General features: G+C 42.8%; 15 protein-coding genes. 8 read left to right on the forward strand and 7 right to left on the reverse strand.

What is annotated here, in order from left to right; translation table 11 throughout:
- Window positions 1-250 precede the first annotated feature (250 nt).
- Window positions 251-2548, forward strand: a complete 2298-nt coding sequence (locus tag D0T87_RS25090) for an ATP-binding protein (protein ID WP_203558680.1) — start codon at window positions 251-253, stop codon at window positions 2546-2548.
- A 259-nt stretch (window positions 2549-2807) separates the two neighbouring features.
- Here D0T87_RS25090 and D0T87_RS12330 read toward each other — a convergent pair whose 3' ends face one another.
- Window positions 2808-4913 (reverse strand): M3 family metallopeptidase, encoded by a 2106-nt coding sequence (locus D0T87_RS12330; RefSeq protein ID WP_163175512.1) that lies wholly within the window; start codon window positions 4911-4913, stop codon window positions 2808-2810.
- A gap of 132 nt (window positions 4914-5045) precedes the next feature.
- Between D0T87_RS12330 and D0T87_RS12335 the strand changes: the two genes are divergently transcribed.
- Complete coding sequence (locus tag D0T87_RS12335; RefSeq protein ID WP_370526845.1) at window positions 5046-5384, forward strand: YegP family protein; 339 nt, start codon at window positions 5046-5048, stop codon at window positions 5382-5384.
- Window positions 5385-5485: 101 nt separating this feature from the next.
- On the opposite strand, the gene D0T87_RS12340 is transcribed toward D0T87_RS12335, so the two are convergent.
- On the reverse strand, window positions 5486-6337 hold the full coding sequence (locus D0T87_RS12340) for a hypothetical protein (protein WP_163175439.1): 852 nt from the start codon (window positions 6335-6337) through the stop codon (window positions 5486-5488).
- Window positions 6334-6909, reverse strand: a complete 576-nt coding sequence (locus tag D0T87_RS12345; RefSeq protein WP_163175440.1) for an RNA polymerase sigma factor — start codon at window positions 6907-6909, stop codon at window positions 6334-6336. Before D0T87_RS12345 ends, D0T87_RS12340 begins: the two co-directional genes overlap by 4 nt.
- 280 nt (window positions 6910-7189) lie before the next feature.
- Between D0T87_RS12345 and D0T87_RS12350 the strand changes: the two genes are divergently transcribed.
- Together D0T87_RS12350 and D0T87_RS12355 are read left to right on the forward strand one after the other, a co-directional pair.
- A complete protein-coding gene (locus tag D0T87_RS12350; RefSeq protein WP_163175441.1) occupies window positions 7190-7528 on the forward strand; it encodes an RNA-binding protein in 339 nt (112 codons plus the stop codon).
- 299 nt (window positions 7529-7827) lie between these two features.
- Entirely contained in the window at window positions 7828-8034 is a 207-nt protein-coding gene (locus D0T87_RS12355) for a winged helix-turn-helix domain-containing protein (RefSeq protein ID WP_163175442.1), read from the forward strand.
- Window positions 8035-8118: 84 nt separating this feature from the next.
- On the opposite strand, the gene D0T87_RS12360 is transcribed toward D0T87_RS12355, so the two are convergent.
- The gene (locus D0T87_RS12360) at window positions 8119-8877 is read right to left on the reverse strand and encodes a LytTR family DNA-binding domain-containing protein (RefSeq protein ID WP_163175443.1); all 759 of its coding nucleotides are present in this window, start codon (window positions 8875-8877) and stop codon (window positions 8119-8121) included.
- A gap of 2 nt (window positions 8878-8879) precedes the next feature.
- Window positions 8880-10679: a histidine kinase gene (locus tag D0T87_RS12365; protein ID WP_163175444.1), complete on the reverse strand. Its 1800-nt coding sequence runs from the start codon at window positions 10677-10679 to the stop codon at window positions 8880-8882.
- A 248-nt stretch (window positions 10680-10927) separates the two neighbouring features.
- On the opposite strand from D0T87_RS12365, the gene D0T87_RS12370 reads away from it, so the two are divergent.
- The 4 genes from D0T87_RS12370 to D0T87_RS12385 all read left to right on the forward strand — a co-directional run bounded on the left by D0T87_RS12370 (window position 10928) and on the right by D0T87_RS12385 (window position 16244).
- Entirely contained in the window at window positions 10928-12121 is a 1194-nt protein-coding gene (locus tag D0T87_RS12370; RefSeq protein ID WP_163175445.1) for a VWA domain-containing protein, read from the forward strand.
- A 249-nt stretch (window positions 12122-12370) separates the two neighbouring features.
- Window positions 12371-15124, forward strand: coding sequence for a substrate-binding domain-containing protein (locus tag D0T87_RS12375; RefSeq protein ID WP_163175446.1), 2754 nt, complete (start codon window positions 12371-12373; stop codon window positions 15122-15124).
- A gap of 108 nt (window positions 15125-15232) precedes the next feature.
- The gene (locus D0T87_RS12380) at window positions 15233-15553 is read left to right on the forward strand and encodes an MGMT family protein (protein ID WP_163175447.1); all 321 of its coding nucleotides are present in this window, start codon (window positions 15233-15235) and stop codon (window positions 15551-15553) included.
- A 76-nt stretch (window positions 15554-15629) separates the two neighbouring features.
- Complete coding sequence (locus tag D0T87_RS12385) at window positions 15630-16244, forward strand: HAD family phosphatase (protein ID WP_163175448.1); 615 nt, start codon at window positions 15630-15632, stop codon at window positions 16242-16244.
- A gap of 115 nt (window positions 16245-16359) precedes the next feature.
- Here the strand turns inward: D0T87_RS12385 and D0T87_RS12390 are convergent, their stop codons facing one another.
- Both D0T87_RS12390 and nifJ read right to left on the reverse strand, forming a co-directional pair.
- Entirely contained in the window at window positions 16360-18084 is a 1725-nt protein-coding gene (locus D0T87_RS12390) for a sialate O-acetylesterase (RefSeq protein ID WP_163175449.1), read from the reverse strand.
- Between the two features lie 221 nt (window positions 18085-18305).
- A complete protein-coding gene (gene nifJ, locus D0T87_RS12395; RefSeq protein WP_163175450.1) occupies window positions 18306-21860 on the reverse strand; it encodes a pyruvate:ferredoxin (flavodoxin) oxidoreductase in 3555 nt (1184 codons plus the stop codon).
- Window positions 21861-21938 lie beyond the last annotated feature (78 nt).

Raw genomic sequence — 21938 nt, forward strand, 5'->3', positions numbered from 1 at the left:
AAACTGTATATAAATACAGAAGGGCGGTTTTGCATCTATTGCAGAACCGCTTTTGTTATTTTATGCACATGTTAACGGAGAAATAAATTTCGATATTTTTAAAAATATTGAATGTTTTCCGATGCTTTTTCTTACTTTTGCTAATATAAACAACAGGGGGAACTGTTATTTCTATTTTTTGCAAGGTTTATTAAGTATGGTTTTTATTATTTACGCGAAACGCGCGTCCACTCTTTTGAGGTGGTTCTTTGTGTCCTTATTTCTTCTCTCATTAGCGACAAAGATACCAGCCAAAGATGGTGTACGGTTTAGCAACGATTATGTGCTGATCATAAATTCGCACACAGAATCAAGTTCATGGAGTAATAATCTTATTTCTCCGGTTATGGATAATGTTTCAGCAACGAGTGGACTGGATGTGTTTACCGAGCATATGAATATGGTTGTGCTGGATAATGAAAACCTCTTATCCGATTTCCAGGATTATTTGTTTGAAAAATACCAGGCGAAAAAACCCCGGTTGTTAATTCTATTAGACACTTCTACGGTTTTGTTAAAAGAGGGTATAAAACAACACTGGAAAGATATACCTACGATATTGTGTGCCGAACAGGATTTTATTGGCTCTCCAAGTTCTTATTTTAAAAAGAAAGCCCTCGCACCGGAAGAACGTATTCCGTTGTCGAAGTTTCTGGAATGTTGTAACCTGACTTTTTTGCACTCACCCGTATATACTAAGGAGAATGTAGATTTGATGCGTTACGTTATTCCCAATATGAATAAACTGATATTCGTGGCTGATGAAAGGTATATCAATCTACATATAAGTTGGGAGCTATCTGAACTGATAAAAGAAGAATATGGTCAAATTAAATATGAATTCCTTTCTGCCGAAAAAATAACCACAGATGAACTGATGGAGAAACTGAGTTATGTTGATAACTTCAGGACGGGCGTGTTGTTCTCTTCATGGCTTCAAACGGCAAACGTAGCAGGTAATACCTTGTTGCTGGCTAACTCTCACAAAATATTTGCGGCAAACTCAACTGCTCCTCTGTTTTGTCTGCGTTATTCAAATATCAAAAACGATGGTATGATAGGGGGATATGTTTTTGATAATGACGCTTATATAAATAAACTACTTGCTACGATTACTGAAGTTTTGAACGGTACGGAGCCAAGGGATATTCCATATTATTGCCCGTCACGTGGCGTACCGGTATTCAATTATGCTATGTTATTGCAGAAAGGTTTGTCGCTGGATGTTTGTCCTCCGGGTTCTAGGTTTATCGCTATGCCTCCCACTTTCTTTCAGGAAAATAAATACCTTTTACTTACTTGCCTGCTGGGTTTGGTAGGGTTTATTTTTCTCCTGATCCAGCAAAACCGTATACGTTCATTGCGCCGCGTGAAGGATGCTCAGGAGAAATTGAAGAATACGAATGATAAACTGGCTATGGTATTGGGAGTTGCCAATATTTTATCATGGAAGTGGGATGTTCAGAGTAAGACAATTCATTATGATTTGAATAAAAAACTTGAGGAAGAGAACTCGAATAATATCCAGGAAAGTTATCTGCTGACCGAAGAACAATATTTTGGGCAGATTGCTGACGAAGACTGTGATTCAATAAGGCAGGCTTATGAATCGGTAAAAGAAGGGAAAGTAAAGAGAATAAATACTCAATATCGTGTTAATAGATTCAATGGAAGATTTGAAGGAGTGTACTGGGTGGAAGCCCATGCGGTTGTTGCCACGTGGGATAAGAGTGGAAAACCGCGTACAATAATCGGTTCTTTATTGGATATAACAGAACGCAAAAGGATGGAAGAGGCGTTGGTGTTGGAGAAAGAACGTGCGGAAGAATCCAGCCGGTTGAAATCGGCTTTCCTGGCAAATATTAGCCATGAGATACGTACGCCTCTGAATGCTATTGTCGGTTTTTCAACCATTTTGCTTGCTACGGAAGATGAAGAGGAAAAACAGGAGTATATCGATATTATAGAAAAAAATAACGAATTGCTTTTACAGTTAGTCAGTGATATCATCGACTTGTCGAAAATAGAAGCCGGAAGTCTTGATTTTAATTATTCTGATGTGGAGTTGAATGAGTTGATGCAAGAACTTGAGGTAACGGTGTCTCCTAAGATAAATCAGAATAAGGTTGCGCTGGTGTTTGAACCCGGACTGCCTGTTTGCCACTTGTATACGGACAAAAGCAGAGTTGCCCAGCTACTGTTGAATATGCTCATTAACGCAGCCAAGTTTACGACCGAAGGAAGTATCCGGTTTGGATATGAAAAACGTGAAAATACGCTATACTTCTATGTAACGGATACCGGTTGTGGTATACCGAAAGAGAAGCAGGAAGCTATATTTAAACGTTTTGTTAAGTTAGATGATTTTAGTCAAGGTACCGGACTTGGCCTTTCCATCTGTCAGGTCATAGCCCAACAGATGGGGGGAGAAATAGGCGTAGAGTCCGAAGAGGGTAAAGGTTCGACATTTTGGTTTACTTTACCTTATGACAGTCTTACCGCTAAATAGCGTATAACAAAAACAGAATGAATACCACAAGGTGTATTCCAATAAGAATAGTGTTGTTGATAATTCTAGATCTCATTTCAGTTACGGGTTAAAGGTTAATAGCCGGTTTAATAAACAATTCTTAAGGGTAAATTGTTTTTAAATCCGGACTTATTAATCAGTTTTATCTTTTCTCTTAACCGAGAAACCACGAGAATGAATAAAGCCGCCTCAGCCAAGAGGCGGCTTTACTGTGTGCTTGTGCCTCTATATTATTATATTATCTGAGTCCTCTATTATCTAGCAGTGGACCCGTATTTGGTTTTGCGCCACGGAAGTTAATGTACATATCCATGGCATCATCAATGCTTCCTGGAGTAAGTACATAATCGCGGAATTTCTTAGCTATTTCTTGATTGTAAATATCACCGGTTTCAACAAATGCCTGATAGGCGTCGGAGTCCAGAACCTCTGCCCAGATGTAGCTGTAATATCCGGCAGTATATCCACCTCCCATAGTGTGGTTGAAGTAGGTAGTCCGATAGCGTGATGGGATTTGTTTTAATAAACCACGGTCGCCCAATACTTTGTTCTCAAAAGCTATAACGTCTATGTTTGCCGGGATTTGTTTTATTACATGGTAATCCATATCCAGCAATGATGCCGCCAGATATTCGGTTGTAGCAAATCCCTGACCGTATTTGCCACTCTTATCCAACTTTTCGATCAGTTCGGTTGGTATAACCTCACCGGTTTGGTTGTGTTTGGCATATACTTTCAATACTTCCGGTTCGAAAACCCAATGCTCCATGATTTGTGATGGTAACTCAACAAAATCACGGGGTACACCGGAAACGCCATAGTAATGTACATCTTTAAATAGATTATGTAGTGCGTGGCCAAATTCATGGAATAGGGTGTTTGCTTCGTCTGCACTTAATAAAGCCGGTTGTCCGGGAGCGGGTTGACTGAAATTGCAGACAATAGTAACCACTGGAGCTACACGCTTTCCGTCTTTATAGGTTTGTGAACGATATGTACCACACCATGCACCACTGCGTTTGCTTTCACGAGGGAAATAGTCCATGTACAATACTCCCAGATGTGTGCCATCTTTATCTTTACATTCAAATGCTTCGGCATCGGGGTGTGGAAGCGGAATGTTTTTAATAGGAGTGAAGGTGATACCGTATAATTTATTGGCCACATAATAGGCTCCGTCACGTACATTTTCCAGTTTCAGGTAAGGACGCACTTCGTTCTCGTCCAGGTTGAACTTTGATTTTTTGGCCTTTTCGAAGTAGTAACGCCAGTCCCAGCCTTCGGCAGTGAAGTTGTTACCTTCTTTTTTTATTTCAGCCTGGATATCGGCCAGTTCTTCTTTTGCTTTTTTAAGTGAAGGTGTCCATAACTCGTCTAAAAGTTCGTATACGGCAGCGGAGTTTTTAGCCATACGCTCTTCCAGTACAAATGAAGCATAATCTTCATAGCCCATTAGTTTAGCCTTTTCAAATCGTTTGATTATTAACTCTTTAACGATTTCTTTATTATCGTACTCGTTGTTGTTATTGCAACGGTTGATGTAGGCTTTATATAGCTTTTCGCGTAAATCACGGTTTTCGGCACTTTGAAGGAAAGGGAGTGCACTGGGATTCTGCAATTTGAAAATCCATTTCCCTTCCATTCCTGCTTTTTTCGCTTCTTCGGCAGCATTGGCAATCAGGGTTTCGGAAAGTCCGGCAAGGTCTTTCTGGTTTTCAACAACCAATTGATAATCATTGGTTTCTTTTCTCATGTTCTGCGAAAAGGTTACCTGAAGAACAGATATAGCGCTGTTTAATTCGCGCAATGTGGCTTGTTTATCTTCCGGTAGATTGGCGCCGCCGCGAACAAAATTCTTGTAAGTCTCTTCCAGCAGCTTCATTTGCTCTTTATTGAGACTCAGATTGTCTTTCTGTTCATAAACGGCTTTTACACGTGCAAATAATTCGGGGTTTAGCCTGATGTCATCACCGTGTTTAGAGAACAAAGGAGACATCTCCCGACTCAGAGCGTCGAGCTCATCTGTTGTATTTGCACCGGCTTGTCCATAAAATACAGTGCGTACTTTACTTAGTAGTTTACCTTTTTGGTCTAATGCGACAATGGTATTTTCAAAAGTAGGGGCTTCGGAGTTATTACAAATTGCCATAACTTCGGCCATTTCCTCTTCCATTCCTTTGAGAAATGCAGGTTTGTAATGCTCTGCTTTTATTTCATCAAATGGCGGAACCTCAAATTGTGTTGTGTACGTTGTGAAAAACGGATTCTCGTTCGTTTTCTTTTCAGGCGAACCACACGCGCTGAATAACACTGCTGCTGTGGCTGCCAGCATCAATTTTTTCATCATTTGCTTTTTATAAATTACATGATTCTGCTACAGGAGACAAATATACTAAAAATATGTAAATTAAAAACGACTTGAACCTTTTTATCTGTCAAATGTTATACTGACTAATAGGACTTATAAAAATAATATATTATGGCAAAATTTGAAATAACCCAAAGAAAGAATGGCGAGTTTCAGTTTAATCTGAAAGCATCCAATGGTGAAATCATCCTGACAAGTGAAGGATATACCGCAAAAGAGAGTTGTAAAAATGGTATTGAATCCGTGAAAAAGAACAGTACGAATGATGATCGTTTTGAACGTAAGTTGTCATCGAACGGAAAGTTCTTCTTTAATCTGAAAGCGATCAATGGACAGGTGATCGGAACGAGCGAAATGTATGAAAGCGAATCGAACAGAGAAAACGGCATTGCTTCGGTGAAAAAGAATGCACCGGCTGCCGAAGTTGTTGATAAGACATTGAAATAAAGAAATATCCTGCTCTGTTGAATCATGCAGCAGGAAAAGAGGGAAGGAGTAAAATCATGGGGTATTCCGTGATTTTACTCCTCTTTTTATTATCTCGTCAATTAAAAGTTAATAGTAATAGTGGCTTCATCGGAGGTACTGCCTTTTTTCCAGTCAGGTCCGTTGATGATAAGACGAATGGCCTCTTTATTGGTCGAAGAGCATAGTCCTTGCGTTACCCTGATATTGTATGGCCGGCCGCTTTGCCCGATCTTGAATACAACCACCACAGGACCTTTTGCATTGCGGCATTCTTCATCCGTAGGGCGTTTCAGGTTTTTTTGGATATAATTCATATACGCTTCCATGCCCGTTATCGGTTGCGGTTGGGAAGTTTCTGCTACTCTGGTTTTGGCTTGTTGGGAGGTAGATACTGCGGATAATGTAACATCTTCGATCATCACATCTTCCATAGCATAGGCTTCTTCTTCGGCCATGATTATGGGTTCAGCGATTTGTTTTTCCTTCTTATCTTCTGTCTTTGGTGTGACCTGTGCTATGGCCGGACTTTTAGACAGCGTTTCCGTTGTATCGGGAAGTATCTTACGGGCTTCTCCGGAAGCGGTAGGAACAGCAGTTTGCATTTCCGACTGGGTGATGGTTTGGATATCCTTTGATATAGGCGAATCGTTCAATAAGAACCAGGTACCTACACCTACCACTATTAATATGCCGGCAGCTATACTCCATGCTTTCAGGTGGTTCGGCTTTTTGCCGATTGACCTTTTTGTATCGCGCTTTTGCAGCCGGGTGATCTGTTTTTGCAGTCTGGCCACTTCGCGTTGGTGATTGCCCTGCGTCTTTTCATATCCTTCAAGCGCATCGGCCAAAAAAGGATCTTTCATCGCTTCTTTTTCGATGCGATGAGCTTCTTTTCCTTTACGGTTTCCTTGTATGTAGCGCCAGAGTTTCATTTTGAGTGCTTATTTATGCAAATTTTTAAATTGCGTTTACCATTTTGGATATTACTTTTGACTGTGTTCAGTGAATATCCTGTTTTCTCGGCAATGTCAGCATATGACATTTCCTGCATGAAGAAGTGGGTTATGCTGATTCGTTGTCCATCTGGTAGTCTGCCCAGGCAGTTGCGCAGGGCTTGCATGCGTTCGGCATTGCCATCCTCTTCACATAATAGATGCAGAACTTCATCAGATTCCATAAGGTCGCTATTGAAATCGACTAAAATTTCTTTGCTTTCTTTGCGTAATATCTGTAGACAGTGATTGCGGGCTACACTATATAGCCATGTCCTGAATGTCTGAATGTCGTAACCGGATATTTTAGGAAGCAGATTTTCAAAGAGTTGCATCACTGCATCTTGTGCTTTGGCCTCATCATTCAGATATTTTAGGCACAAACCATACAGTAGCGGAATATATCGGTTGTAGAGTGTTCCAAAGTATTCAGCGTGCCCGGACTTTTTGTGCTGTGCCAACAAATCTTCGTCCGAAAGTGTTGCTATGTGATTTTTATTTTCCAATGTCATGTTTCTCCGCAAAAGTAGGAAAAAGTTCTTAGTGTTCACGTATTTAGATAGAAAAAGTGGCTTTAAGTTGAAATAAAAAACAGTTTTTTTTAAAATAAGCTACATCAATTCCAATAAAATGTTTGTAAATCAAATCTTATTTCTATCTTTACGCCGCATTGAGTTTCTGACGAAAGGTTATATTCTTTTTCAATCTAATTGCCAGAGCATAATCTCCTTATTTTAAGAAGCCTCCTTGCGTGAGTTTTTTATTATTTTATTTATTTTAATCATTATTTTAATGAACATTTTTGTAGCAGGCTTAAATTACAAGATTAGCGAAGCCGAATTAGGAGATATGTTTGCTGAATACGGCGAAATTGTCTCAGTGAAGATTGTAACTGATAGAGAAACTGGTCGTTCAAAAGGCTATGGCTTTGTAGAAATGGCTGAAGATGAAGCTGGTAACAAAGCTATTGAAGCATTGAACGGTGTAGAGATTGATGGAAGAACAATAGCAGTATCTGTGGCTCGCCCAAGAGAAGAAGCACCTCGCCGTAATAATTATGGTGGCGGTGGTGGTAACCGTGGAGGTTACGGCGGTGGCAACCGCGGTGGATATGGTGGCGGCCGCTACTAATATAATCGCTTAACAAGAAATGAAAGGACGGGAAAACGCACTGCGCGGGTTCCCGTCCTTTTAGTTTGTTGCGTAGGCGCGAGAATAAATTCTCAAGAGCATAAGAATAAGTTCTTATCAGTATGAAGTAAAGTAAGGCATGAGACAAAACTTTATAAGTGTCGCTTTGATTGGTCGCTTTTTCCCAAATAGTGCTCATTAAGTTTAAGAAAGCAAAAAAAAGACAGTAGGATTAGCGTATCTGAAAGTTATTGATTATATTCAAACATATTTTTAATCTAAACTTTTAATAATTCTAAATGACAAAAGAAATCGGAAGTAATACCAAAAAGGTCTGGGAGGAACTTGAAAAAACAGTTGCCGGAGTATCTATACAGGAACTTTGTAAGCAACTGGCCCTGACATTTGAAGAAGTAATGACAGCTGTCAGATGGATTGCACGGGAGCATAACATTGGTTTGGCCAATAATAATGGCTCTTTGATGGTTATTGGCGTGCATGCTTAACCGGCGAGGCGCTGGAGCCAGGTTCTCATATGGTGGCAATACTTTGTTAATCCGCATGGAAACCTGGTCCCGGTATCTTGCCGGCTACGGTTTAAATATATTCAGGAACTCTTCTTTATAGGTTGGTGAGACTTCGATTTCCGTGTTATCTTCCAGTACAATATACCCTCCGGAGTTCTTGTGATAAGACTTTACATAATTAGCATTGATAATATGCGATTTGTGAACACGTATAAAAGGATAGGGTAGGATCTCGCCGAAATGCTTCAGAAAGCGGCAAACCATTTTCTTCGTTTTATTTTTAAGATAAATATCTGTGAAGTTTCCATTTCCTTGCAAGCGAACGATCTCTTCCATTTTCACGACTTCAAACCCTTCGAGAGTAGGAAGAACAACCTGTTGCTTCTCTGATCTTGGTTCGCGGAAATTCTCAATAAGTACTTTATTCCGGTTAATAATCTCCTGATTGATAATGTGCTGCTGCACTTTATTTACCGCTAGTATAAGCTCTTCAATGCTAATAGGCTTTAATAAATAATAGGCGGCACTTTGATTGAGCGCCCGGAGAGAATATTCGGAGAAAGCGGTAACAAAGATCGTCTCAAAATACAAGTCCTTACATCCTTCCAATACATCGAAAGCATTGCCAAAAGGCATTTCCACATCCAGAAATACAAGTTGCGGCTCCAGTTCGTGCAGTAGCGGAATGGCTTCTTTGCAATTCTGAGCTTCGCCAACGATTTCTATCTGCGGACAGTACTTTCGTAGATAGTTCTTTAATGCTTCGCGGGCGGCAGACTCATCTTCTACAATAACGCTTCTGATTTTATTTAATGTATTCATATTTAGGATTTAAGAGCGGTTCTTAAAGTTACGATAACGCCACTGTTACCTTCACTTTCTTTTTCGGTGATTTGTATGGAGATAGGTATATGATATAACTCCTTCAGCAGCAGGATGCGCTCATTCGTATTGGTTAGTCCCCGCGAATGGTGTTGCTTCTGATGTTTGGTTTTCAACTCCTGGCTACGTTTCAGCCCTATTCCATTATCTTCTACGGTAATAACAATGTTCTTATCCTGCTTCTCTATCCGCAGAATGAGCAATCCGTTTCCTTCTTTATAACGCAAGCCATGCCATATAGCGTTTTCTAATTGAGGCTGGATAATCATATTGGGAATGTATACCGCATCCGTATCGAGTGCATCGTCTACGTGAATTTCGTAAGTGAATTTATCGCGAAAGCGCATGTGCTCCAGTTCAAGATATTCTTTTAGTTGTTCCAATTCAGTGGTAAGCGTGATGAAGTCCTTGTTGGAGTTTTCCATCATATTGCGCATTAACCGTGAGTAGGAAGAGAGGTATTTATTCGCTTCCAGTTCATTATTTTGTGCGATAAACTGATTAACGCTATTGAGGCTGTTGAAAATGAAGTGCGGATTCATTTCTCTGCGTAGCGATTGCAGGGCTATTCTTTTATTCTTCTTGCTGATAGAATAGAGTGCCCTTGCTATAAGAACCAAAAAGAATAAAATAAGGATAATCGCTCCAAGCAACACATAATTAAAGCGGTTGGTGCGGACAATAAGTTCATCTTTAAGTGCACGTTCATTTTCGAGACGTTTGATCCTCTCTTCGTGCAGTTGAAAAAACTTTTCTTCAATAAGCGTGCTGTCCGATTTGATCAGTGTATCTAATTGATGCACGAAATCATTGTATGTACTTAATGCAGAGGTTATATCGTTATTCTCCTTATAATAGTTGATCAACTCGCGAAGAGTGTTCCTGGCTTCCATCGTTTGGTGATTTTCTATGGCCAGATGGTAGGCTTGCTCCAAAGCCTGGATTCCCTTATTCTCATCCTTTGCCACAAAGTAAGTATGTGCCAGGTTTTTAAGTTGCCCGATTTCCGCTTTAGGATTGCTGTTCTTCTGTGTTTCGGCAACGAGTGCTTCGTTCAGGTCGATTGCTTTCTCGTATTGTTCGTCTGCGACATAGGTTTTGGCAATCTCCTGTTTTATTTTCAATACTTCTTCCGGTCTATCCTGTACGTTTTCCAGTGCATTGTTCAACTCGTATACGGCCCCTTCTGTGTCATTCATCTCCAACTTTATCTGCGCCATTTGCTGATGGGCCACCGCAGCGACATCTTTATTGTTCACCGTATTGGAGATATCTATATTGCGTTGGACATAAGAGGATTGCGATTTCAGATCGGAACGGTTCTTCAAACGGTTGGCATCATTCTGATTAATTTCCCTGAGCTCTTTCTTTTTAGTAGCCTTAGCTGCATTACTATAGTTGCTGATGGCTTCATTGAATTTACCCTGAGCCTCCTGCGACCGGGCCAGTTCGCGATAGGCTTGTGATTGCAGTTCTTTATCCTTATTGTATAGCTGCACGGCTTGTTGCAGGTTGTTTTCTGCTTTGGCGTAATCGCCCTGGGTATAAAACTCCCTGGCCAGGGTCATATAATCGCCGGCTACTTCTTTGTTGGGCTTGTTTTGTTCCAGGCTGTTAGATAACTTTCTGACGGCCTGTTTGGCGTTTATTGCAGGGAGCTTGGTATAAGTAGTGTCCTGCGCCCCAATATAAAGCGGATATATAAGTAAGAACAGGACTATGTATAGGCTTCTTGAATTCATATCTATCTGATTCTGTTGTGAATACAAAGTAAATACATTTAAAACTTTTAAATCCTATGTTTCACCAACTAAAAACGGGCATTCACCCATTTTGCCCAATTTGTTAATTGTAAAGGCTCTACTTTTGGAGCAGGAAACCAGTAGTAAGAAGTTAGAAGTTAGTAGTAAGGTTTTGTCCTTACCATACTGCATAGTTTTCTTGACCTTACTTCTAACTCCTAACTTCTTACTCCTAAAAATATAACAATATGAAGAAATTTAGTTTATCAACAACAATGGTTTTGGCAGCTTTTATGATTGCAGGCTGCGGTGGTGCAAAGGCAAAGAGTGCATCTGTATCTTCTACGGCAACGGCTCCTGTTATTCAGGAAATGACGGTGAACGATGAAATCAGTAAGGATGCTAAAATACAAGTAGCTATTCTGCTGGATACTTCGGGTAGTATGGATGGTTTGATCGAACAAGCCAAATCTCGCTTGTGGAATATTGTAAACACCTTGACTACCCTTAAATTTAAGGGGAAAACGCCCCGGATAGAGATTGCGCTTTATGAGTATGGCAACGACCGCATTCCGTCATCTCAAAACTATATCCGCCAGGTTACTCCTCTGACTCAGGACCTTGATTTGATTTCCGAAAAGCTATTTGCATTACGTACCGATGGTGGACAGGAATATTGCGGTGCTGTGATCGATAAAGCGGTAAAGAGCCTGAAGTGGGGCGATGGCAAGGCGGATATGAAGTTGGTCTATATTGCCGGTAACGAACCGTTTACCCAAGGACCGATAAACTACAAGGAAGCCATATCCAATGCTTTGGCCAATGATATCTATGTCAACACCATCCATTGTGGCGATGGCGGTTGGGGCGGACTCGACTCCTGGCGCGACGGGGCGAAGAGAGGAAAAGGAAAGTTCTTTAATATTGATCATAATGCCCGTGTGCGATATTATCAGACTCCTTTTGATGATGCGATCAGCGAATGCAATATGAAGTTGAACGATACATATATCAGTTATAGTAAGGTGGGCGTTGTACAGAAAGAAAATCAAATGAAACAGGATGCAAATGCCAAGTCGGTTTCTTCTGCCAATTATGCCGAACGGGCGGTAAGTAAAACAAAACACGCTTATACTAACAGCAGTTGGGATTTGGTTGATAAAATAAGTACAGACCCCAATGCGCTGAAAGAAATCAAGAAGTCGGAACTGGCAGAGGAACTGCAAAACAAAACAGAAGATGAGATAAAAACGTTGGTCGTAGAGAAGAAGCAGGAGCGTGAGAATATACAAAAAGAAATAGCCGATCTGGCTCAAAAAAGACAGGCATACATTGATGTGCAGATGAAGAAAGACCAGAATAATACAAGCGATGATTTGGGCGAAGCCATCAACCAGTCTGTCCTTGATCTGGCCATGCTGAAAGGATATGAGCAAGAATGAGTGACTCTCTTTAAGTGATACGTCAACAGCATACTATGGTACGATCCGTAGGGTGGTATGGTAGTGTTGCCAGGGTGGTATGGTAGCGCTACCAGGGTAGTATGGTAGCACGCTTTGGGTAGTATGGTAGAAGTGCCAGGGTAGTATGGTAACATTGCCAGGGTACTACCCAAATTTATTGCCAAACCTGTATAAGTCAAGAGAAATAATCGAGTATATTTGTATTCGTAACCTTAGTTTGGCATATACATGAATCGTATTCACTTTATATTCATTTTGCTATTATTCCTTATCTTCTGTGCGTGTAGGCGAGATACTCCAACCTATCGCATCGGTGTTTCGCAATGCAGCGATGACGAGTGGCGCCATCGCATGAATCAGGAAATCCTGCGCGAAGCCATGTTCTACGATGGCGTTGAGGTAGAAATCCGCACTGTAAAAGATGATACCGAGAAGCAAAAACAAGACATCCGGTACTTTATTGACCAGAAAGTCGATCTGATTATTGTTGCCCCCAACCAGGCGGCCCCCCTGACGGCCATTGTTGAAGAGGCGTTCGATAAAGGCATTGCCGTTATCACGTTCGATAGAAATATCCTTTCCGACAAATACACTGCCTTTGTCGGCGCCGACAACTATGAAGTGGGTAAAAGCGTGGGAAATTACATTGCTTCCATGCTGAAAGGGAAGGGGAATATTGTTGAACTGACCGGACTAGCCGGGTCTACTCCGGCCATCGACCGCCATCAGGGATTTATTACGGCTATATCCCAATATCCCGATATTACTTTATTGTGTCAGGAAGATGCCGGCTGGTTGCGCGAACTGGCCGAAGAAAAAATGGATACCATACTCTCCCGGTTCAACGATATAGACGTAGTCTATGCCCAGAACGACCGTATGGCTGCCGGTGCTTACCAGGCGGCTTTGCGGCACGCCCGCGAAGATGATATGTCTTTTATCGGCATTGATGCGCTACCGGGCGAAGGTTATGGACTGGACCTCGTAAATAAAGGCGTACTAGAGGCAACATTTATTTACCCGACCGGAGGCGACAGAGTCATACAAATCGCTATGGATATTCTTGAGGGGAGAAGCTATTCCCGGGAGACAATCCTGAATACGGCGGTGGTAGACCCGACGAACTCTCATGTAATGACGCTTCAGACAAGGGAAATCTCGGAGTTGGATACGAAGATAGAAACACTGAATAACCGTATCGGTATTTATCTTTCCCGTTATGCCACGCAGCAAATTATTCTTTACGGCAGCCTGTTCTTTTTGTTATTAGTTGCAGGGTTGCTATTGATTGTTTATAAGTCGTTGCGGACAAAGAACCGGCTGAATGCGGAGTTGTCCAAACAAAAGATACAGCTTGAGACACAACGCGATCAGTTGATCGAACTATCCCGCCAACTGGAAGAAGCAACCCATGCCAAGCTGGTGTTCTTTACAAACATATCGCACGATTTCCGTACGCCGCTTACTCTGGTTGCCGACCCTGTAGATCATCTTCTGGCAGACCGCACACTCTCGGAAGAACAATCCAAACTCCTGCGTCTCATTAAACGGAATGTCGATATATTGCTGCGCCTGGTCAATCAAATACTGGACTTTCGGAAGTACGAGAATGGCAAACTAGAGTTTGTGCCCACAAGAATAAACCTTTTGCAAAGCCTGCAAAGCTGGAATGCTTCTTTTGAAGAAGCGGCCCGCAAGAAACATATTCATTTCACATTCAACCATACCTCCGGCAGTGATTTCGACCTGAATGCAGACCCGGAGAAAATGGAGCGCATCTACTTTAACCTGATGTCGAATGCTTTTAAGTTTACTCCCGAGAATGGGAAAATAACCGTTTGTTTGTCTGCATCGGAAAGTCCGGAACGGGTGTGGGCGTACCGCTTAACCGTAGCCAATACAGGCAGTCTTATCTCTTCGGAACATATCCGTAGCATTTTCGACCGATTCTATAAAATAGATATGCATCATGCCGGGTCGGGGATTGGTTTGGCTTTGGTCAAAGCTTTTGTCGAACTTCATGGTGGCACAATATCGGTTGAGAGTGACGAAAAGCAGGGCACCATCTTTACTGTCGATATACCCGTAGAGCGAACCGACATCTCCGGACAAACGGCTGTATCTGCAATTGCCGATACTGACACCGTGTCTGTTCAGGGTGTGGCGACTTCTTCGGAATTGCTGTTAGAGGAAATAAGCGAGGAGGAAAGTTATGATACAACTAAACCCGTTGTCCTCGTCATAGACGATAACGCAGATATCCGCTCTTACGTCCACAGCCTTTTGCATGCAGATTATTCCGTCCTGGAAGCTGCAAATGGAATAGAGGGCATCAATAAAGCCATGAAATATGTGCCCGATGTGATTATATCCGATATCATGATGCCGGGCCTTGATGGGGTAGAATGTTGTCGCCGCTTGAAAAGCGAATTGCAAACCTGCCATATCCCGATCATTCTATTGACTGCCTGTTCGCTGGACGAGCAGCGGATACAAGGATACGACGTAGGGGCAGATTCTTATATCTCCAAACCCTTTAACTCGCAGGTACTGGTGTCGCGCGTCCGTAACTTACTGGATTCCACCCAACGAATCAAGCAGGTGATGGGCGAGGCTTCCATGATCACCCGCGAGAATGTGTGTGATATGGATAAGGATTTTGTTGCCCGTTTTAAGAGCCTGATTGAGAAACAAATGAATGATTCAAGCCTCAATGTGGAAGATCTGGGGAAGGAAATGGGACTGAGCCGGGTGCAGTTGTATCGTAAAATCAAATCTCTGACCAATTACTCGCCCAATGAGTTGCTTCGCATAACCCGGTTGAAGAAGGCTACTTCTTTGTTGTCCTCAACCAGCCTGAGCATTGCCGAGATTTGCTATGAAGTAGGGTTTACGTCGCCTTCTTATTTTGCGAAATGCTACAAAGAACAGTATGGCGAAAGCCCTTCCGATTACTTAAAGAGAACAGGCGGTGGAGGTTAACTGTAGGGGCGGTTCTCGAACCGCCCACGGCAACGTGCCGCAGCGAGGTCGGGCGGTTCGCGAACCGCCCCTACAGTTAATCTTAACAAAATATAAAACAATAACCTGATGAATCCCAAAATAGATAAAGACGAATTTTTCAGAGATGTATATGCAGTCGTTGCTGAAATCCCCCTGGGGCGCGTTATATCTTATGGAGAAATAGCGTTGCTGCTCGGTAAACCGCAATATTCCCGTATGGTAGGTCGTGCCTTGCGCCTTGTCCCTTCCGGACTTCATTTGCCTTGCCACCGGGTGGTCAACGCTCAGGGGCGGACGGCTCCGGGATGGGTGGAACAAAAAGAACTTTTAATTGCCGAAGGTGTTATATTTAAAACCGGCGGCGATGTAGATATGAAACGCTGTAAATGGCAATGGGAAGAACTTTAATCAGAAGCCATTTATTGACCTGTATCAAGCTGGAAGAAAATAAGAATATGTATTTTTGCAGGAAAGAATAACTACAATGATAAAGAACCTGGTTTTTGATTTTGGCGGAGTAATTGTCGATATTAACCGCGACAATGCAGTACGGCACTTTGAGTCGTTGGGTTTAACCAATGCCGAAGAGCTATTGGATAAATATCATCAACGCGATATCTTTCTGGAAGTAGAAGATGGACGAATTGATGAGACAGAGTTTTGTCGTAAACTAGGTGAGTACTGTCACCGTGACATTTCGTTTAAAGAAGCCAAAGCGGCTTGGCTTGCTTTTTTTGTAGGCGATCCTCAATATCGGCTGGACTATCTGGAAGAGCTGCATAAGAAATATAACATCTACATCCTAAGCAATACCAATCCTTTTGTGATGAGTTGGGCACGCAGCCCTGAATTTACTGCTGCCCGTAAACCTCTGGATTATTATGTAGATAAGGTTTTTACCTCCTATCAGGTGAAATGTGTGAAACCCCACAGGGAGATATTTGAATACATGATTAATGATACCCAACTAGACCCTGCTGAATCTCTGTTTATAGATGATGGCGCAGCCAATGTTGAAATAGGAAAAGAACTCGGTTTCCATGTACTTCAACCTGTCAATGGGGAAGATTGGCGCGAAAAACTGAACCGGATTCTATAAGAACTTGAGTTGAGTTCTTATAGAATTCAGCCCGAGTTCTTATAGAGTTTGGTCTGAGTTCTTATAGAGTTCGATCCGGATTCTTATAGAATTCAGTTTGGGTTCTTATGGAATTCTATTTATCCCAATTATCCGTGCGGAAGGGCGATGCTGGTAATCCTTCTTTATTATACAGATTGCAAACCGGACTATTTGAGAATCCGTAGCGTACGGCAACAGGTTCAGAAACCTTATCGCTGGAAATAATCACCTTATCTCCTTCGATTACCGCATCGGCCCAAACAAATTCCTGATTGTTTCCGGCAATTCCAAACCCACTTAGCCTATCGGCAGGTTGCTTTGGTTCCTCACCGGCGGGGGTATAGGGTGATGCACCAATAATAAGACCGGAACCACAGTTCTTAAATTTCAGAACAATTTTATTGCCCTCAACCTGCATACTGTCGTACAATGGTCCCGAGCCAACTATCTTTTCCTTATAGGCTAACTGCCGGACAGCAAGTGACAGACGATGGCCGACATCGTATTTATCTACCGGATGAAGATCGAACGGATCGCCCACATCAATTGTAATAGCCATTGCTGTATTGGGCAGTGATAATGCTTTGAGTTGTGCTTCGCGTACCCAACGCCAGCCTTCGCCCTCAACGGATGGACCTTGATCTATGGGACCAAAATTAGGGAGTTGTACATAAACAAAGGGGAAATCACCAATGCCCCACTTTTCGCGCCAGTCGGTAATCATGCGCGGAAACAGGGTCGCATACTCTTTACCCGATCCACCAGAGTTGAACTCGCCCTGATACCAGATCACCCCTTTAATGGCAAACGGAATAAGCGGATTGATCATGGCATTAAAAAGATTGGCGGGGCCATTATTACCACCATCGGGGTGGCGTGGATTGGACGGGCGTTTTACTCTGGGTTGAGGCTTTGGTGGTGAGGGCAGACCAGCCTCTTGTGCCTTTTTTACTTCAATAGCCCACTCTTTTTGTGCCTCATTCCATTCTTTTCCAACGGTTTTATCCCACTCCTTTATGATAACATCCCATTCGGCTTTTCTTTGTTTATAGGTAGGCAGGAGTTCGGGCCTGTCTTTTAGATTCTGTTCGTAGACTGTTACATATCTGGCCAATACGGGTTCTTCTTTTAATCCTGAAAGGCTGGTCCATGCTTCGGCGCGTGTTCCGCCCCAGGCACTTTGGATAATACCAAGCGGTTTTCCGTTGGTCTGACGTATGTCGCGTGCAAAATAATAAGCTGCCGTAGAAAATCCTTGTCCGTTAATCTTTGCCAGAGCTTCGGGGGTACATAGTATCCATTTGGCAGCCCATTGCGGGTTGGATGTTTCTTCGGGAATTTCAATATCTTGTAATGGTTGTAAGGATGTGTTCTTGGGGACAAAGAATAAGCGTAACAGTGAATCTGCCGAGTTGGCTATATCTTCGGCATAATCCTTCCGTGTTTTCACTCCCCATTCCATATTTGATTGTCCTGAGGCTACCCAGACATCTCCTACCAACACATCTTCGAAAGATATGGTATTTTTTCCTGTAATAGTGAGTACTTGTCCTTTCGGTTTTTCTTTGATTGGTTTAAGGTGTACCTGCCAGCACCCATCTGCACCCGCAGTGGTTTTGGCTTTTCTTCCGGCAATGGAAACGGTTATTTCCTCTCCGGCATCTGCCCAGCCCCAAATTGTAATCTTGGTGTCTTGCTGTAATACCATATGGTCGCCGAATATCATTGGCATGCGTATATCGGCGTGAACGGTAAGTATAAAAAAGAATATGGTTATAATAAGGCTTAGTAGTCTTTTAATAAATAGAAATTGATTCATGATTATAAGATTTATTTGGTTATTGGTTGTTTTAAGGTCAAATATACATGTGGTGAATTAACAGATGAGTTAACTATGAATTAATTAAATGAAAACTTTTCGGTGTTATAGGAAATAAGAATAAATTAATTGATTATTTGGGTTTGTGTTCTTTGGGTTAAGATAAAAAAGGGAGCACCTTTTTTAAGATGCCCCCTTTCCCTATATCTAAGCTATATCAATTATTCAGCAGCTTCGCTTCCCCAAGCTTGTTGAGCAAGACGCTTGTAATTGTTATATCTCCATTTTGCATTGTCTTCAGCAGCCTGGAACAATTCACCAGCTTCGGCAGGATATTGTTTCAGCAATGAAGTGTAGCGTACTTCACCTTTCAGGAAGTTTTGGAACTCAGTCCACTCAGGTTCTTTAGAGTCAAGAGAGAATGGGTTCTTTCCTTCGGCTTCCAATGCTGGGTTGTAGCGCCATAGGTGCCAGTAACCGCATTTTACTGCTTTTTCTTCTTCTTCCTGTGATTTACCCATACCCGAACGTAAACCGTGGTTGATACATGGTGAGTATGCGATAATCAAAGATGGTCCCGGATATGCTTCTGCTTCGCGGATAGCCTTCAACGTCTGAGCCTGGTCGGCACCCATAGCGATCTGAGCCACATATACATAACCGTAAGTAGTAGCCATCAGACCAAGGTCTTTCTTGCGGATTCTCTTACCGGATGCAGCAAACTTAGCGATAGCTCCTACCGGAGTAGCTTTAGATGACTGTCCACCTGTGTTAGAGTAAACCTCCGTATCAAGAACAAGGATGTTAACGTCTTTACCCGAAGCGATAACGTGGTCAAGACCACCGTAACCGATATCGTAAGAAGCACCGTCACCACCGATAATCCATTGTGAACGTTTTACCAGGTAGTGTTTCAATTCGTAGATACCTTTGCAAACATCGCATTTATCCTTAGATGCTTCAATCATTGGAATGATCTTTTCAGCCAATTCCTTAGTCTTGTCTGCATCCAGCATATTTTCGATCCACTGAGTGAATACTTCTTTATATTCAGCAGGAGTGTCGTTAGACTCAATAGCCTTGTTCATCAGGATAGCGATACGCTCACGCATCTTTTCGTTAGCCATTTCCATACCCATACCGAACTCGCAGAAGTCTTCGAACAACGAGTTAGCCCATGCCGGACCTTCGCCTTTTTCGTTGGTAGTATAAGGAGTTGATGGAACAGAACCAGAGTAGATAGAAGAACATCCGGTAGCATTGGCAACCATCTGACGATCTCCGTACAACTGAGTGATCAGTTTTACATAAGGAGTTTCACCACAACCTGAACAAGCACCCGAGAACTCAAACAATGGAGTGGCGAACTGAGAGTTCTTCACGTTGGCTTTCACATCAACAAGATGCTGTTTGCTCTTCACCTGAGTTGAGCAGTATTCCCAGTTAGGAGCTTCGGCAAGCTGAGACTCAAGAGATTTCATTGCCAACGCTTTGCCACCCTTCTTAGGATTACCCGGACAGATATCGGCACAGTTACCGCAACCCATACAGTCGAGAACGTCAACCTGGATACGGAATGTCATACCGTCGAATTGTTTACCAACTGCTTTCAATGAAGCAAAGTTTGCACCGGCTTGTTCAGCTTCATCCAACACGAACGGACGGATAGCAGCGTGAGGACAAACATAAGCACATTTATTACATTGGATACAAGTTTCTGGGTTCCACTCAGGAACGAAAGCAGCTACACCGCGTTTTTCGTATTGAGCCGTACCTTGATCCCATGTACCGTCTTCGCGACCTACGAATGCAGATACCGGCAACAAGTCACCATCTTGTGCATTGATCGGACGAACTACTTCGTTGATGAATGCCGGGTCGTTGTTTGGAGTTTCCTCGTCATTAGGAAGGTTAGCCCAAGCCGGATCAACAGTCAGTTGTTTGTATTCGCCACCGCGGTCAACCGCTGCGTAGTTCTTGTTAACGATATCTTCTCCCTTGTTACCATACGATTTCACAATGAATTTCTTCATTTGCTCGATAGCCTGGTCTACAGGAATCACTTTTGTGATCTGGAAGAATGCCGACTGAAGGATGGTGTTGGTACGGTTGCCCAAACCAATTTCCATAGCGATTTCAGTAGCATTGATATAGTAAACAGAAATATTCTTCTTAGCGAAGTAACGTTTTACCTTGTTAGGTAAGTGTTTAGCCAGTTCTTCGTCATTCCAGATGGTGTTCAACAGGAATGTACCGTTTTCGCGCAAACCGCGGGTTACGTCATACATTCTCAGGTAAGCCTGCACGTGACATGCCACGAAGTTAGGTGTATTTACCAAATAAGTTGAACGGATGGGGTCATCGCCGAAACGAAGGTGAGAACAAGTAAAACCTCCCGACTTTTTAGAGTCGTAAGAGAAGTATGCCTGACAGTATTTGTTGGTATTATCACCAATAATCTTGATTGAGTTCTTGTTAGCACCTACCGTACCGTCAGCACCCAAACCGTAGAACTTAGCTTCGTACATACCTTCGCCACCCAAAGCAATTTCTTCTTTTTGTGGAAGAGAAGTAAAGGTTACGTCGTCTACGATACCAATAGTGAAATGGTTCTTTGGTTCCGGCAACGCCAGGTTCTCGAATACAGAAATCACCTGTGCAGGAGTAGTATCTTTAGAAGAAAGACCATAACGTCCGCCCACGATAACCGGAGCATCAGCTTTTCCGTAGAAACAGTCTTTTACATCAAGATACAAAGGTTCGCCGGTTGCACCCGGTTCTTTTGTTCTGTCGAGTACTGCGATGCGTTTAGCTGTTTTAGGAACAGCAGCAAGGAAGTGTTTAGCAGAGAAAGGACGGTACAAGTGTACAGCCACCATACCCACTTTTTCGCCTTGAGCCACCAGGTGGTCGATAGCTTCACGGGCAGCTTCGGTTACAGAACCCATCGCAATCACTACGCGGTCTGCATCTTCGGCTCCGTAATAATCGAACAAACCATATTTGCGGCCGGTGATTACCGACAGTTCGTTCATATATTCTTCTACGATAGCAGGAACTGCATCATAGTATTTGTTGCAAGATTCTCTGTGTTGGAAGTAAACATCAGGGTTTTCGGCCATACCACGAGCTACGGGAGCACCCGGATTCAGTGCGCGGGCACGGAATTCGGCCAACGCTTCCTGGTCGATCAGGTGAGCAAGGTCTTCGTTTTCCAATGATTCGATTTTCTGGATCTCGTGTGAAGTACGGAAGCCGTCGAAGAAGTTCACGAAAGGAACGCGGCTTTTCAATGTAGCCAGGTGAGCTACTGCCGATAAGTCCATAACTTCCTGTACAGAACCTTCGGCAAGCATAGCGAAACCAGTCTGGCGAGCTGCCATAACGTCCTGGTGGTCACCGAAGATAGAAAGAGCATGTGAAGCTAAAGCACGTGCAGATACATGGAATACGCAAGGCAACAATTCGCCGGCAATCTTGTACATGTTAGGGATCATCAAAAGAAGACCCTGAGAAGCCGTATACGTAGTGGTCAATGCACCAGCCTGAAGTGAACCGTGGAGAGCACCTGCCGCACCACCTTCAGATTGCATTTCCTGTACCAACACTGTTTCGCCGAAGATGTTCTTACGGCCTTTAGCTGCCCATTCGTCTACGTACTCTGCCATAGTCGAAGAAGGAGTGATGGGGTAGATAGCAGCTACTTCCGAGAACATATACGAGATATGCGCTGCTGCCTGGTTACCATCACATGTGATGAATTTCTTCTTAGTCATAACTAATTTATAAGAGCCTCACCCCAGCCCTCTCCAAAGGAGAGGGAGTTGGGGCTAAGCGGGGTTATTAATATTTAT

It is taken from the genome of Bacteroides sp. 51 (assembly GCF_010500965.1).
GTDB lineage: Bacteria > Bacteroidota > Bacteroidia > Bacteroidales > Bacteroidaceae > Bacteroides.

What these genes read in the sequence shown, in the direction of transcription:
- D0T87_RS12330 (WP_163175512.1), bottom strand. Translation starts at nt 4,913, where the DNA reads ATGAAAAAATTGATGCTGGCAGCCACAGCAGCAGTGTTATTCAGCGCG.
- D0T87_RS12340 (WP_163175439.1), bottom strand. Translation starts at nt 6,337, where the DNA reads ATGAAACTCTGGCGCTACATACAAGGAAACCGTAAAGGAAAAGAAGCT.
- D0T87_RS12345 (WP_163175440.1), bottom strand. Translation starts at nt 6,909, where the DNA reads ATGACATTGGAAAATAAAAATCACATAGCAACACTTTCGGACGAAGAT.
- D0T87_RS12350 (WP_163175441.1), top strand. Translation starts at nt 7,190, where the DNA reads ATGAACATTTTTGTAGCAGGCTTAAATTACAAGATTAGCGAAGCCGAA.
- D0T87_RS12355 (WP_163175442.1), top strand. Translation starts at nt 7,828, where the DNA reads ATGACAAAAGAAATCGGAAGTAATACCAAAAAGGTCTGGGAGGAACTT.
- D0T87_RS12360 (WP_163175443.1), bottom strand. Translation starts at nt 8,877, where the DNA reads ATGAATACATTAAATAAAATCAGAAGCGTTATTGTAGAAGATGAGTCT.
- D0T87_RS12365 (WP_163175444.1), bottom strand. Translation starts at nt 10,679, where the DNA reads ATGAATTCAAGAAGCCTATACATAGTCCTGTTCTTACTTATATATCCG.
- D0T87_RS12370 (WP_163175445.1), top strand. Translation starts at nt 10,928, where the DNA reads ATGAAGAAATTTAGTTTATCAACAACAATGGTTTTGGCAGCTTTTATG.
- D0T87_RS12375 (WP_163175446.1), top strand. Translation starts at nt 12,371, where the DNA reads ATGAATCGTATTCACTTTATATTCATTTTGCTATTATTCCTTATCTTC.
- D0T87_RS12380 (WP_163175447.1), top strand. Translation starts at nt 15,233, where the DNA reads ATGAATCCCAAAATAGATAAAGACGAATTTTTCAGAGATGTATATGCA.
- D0T87_RS12385 (WP_163175448.1), top strand. Translation starts at nt 15,630, where the DNA reads ATGATAAAGAACCTGGTTTTTGATTTTGGCGGAGTAATTGTCGATATT.
- D0T87_RS12390 (WP_163175449.1), bottom strand. Translation starts at nt 18,084, where the DNA reads ATGAATCAATTTCTATTTATTAAAAGACTACTAAGCCTTATTATAACC.
- nifJ (WP_163175450.1), bottom strand. Translation starts at nt 21,860, where the DNA reads ATGACTAAGAAGAAATTCATCACATGTGATGGTAACCAGGCAGCAGCG.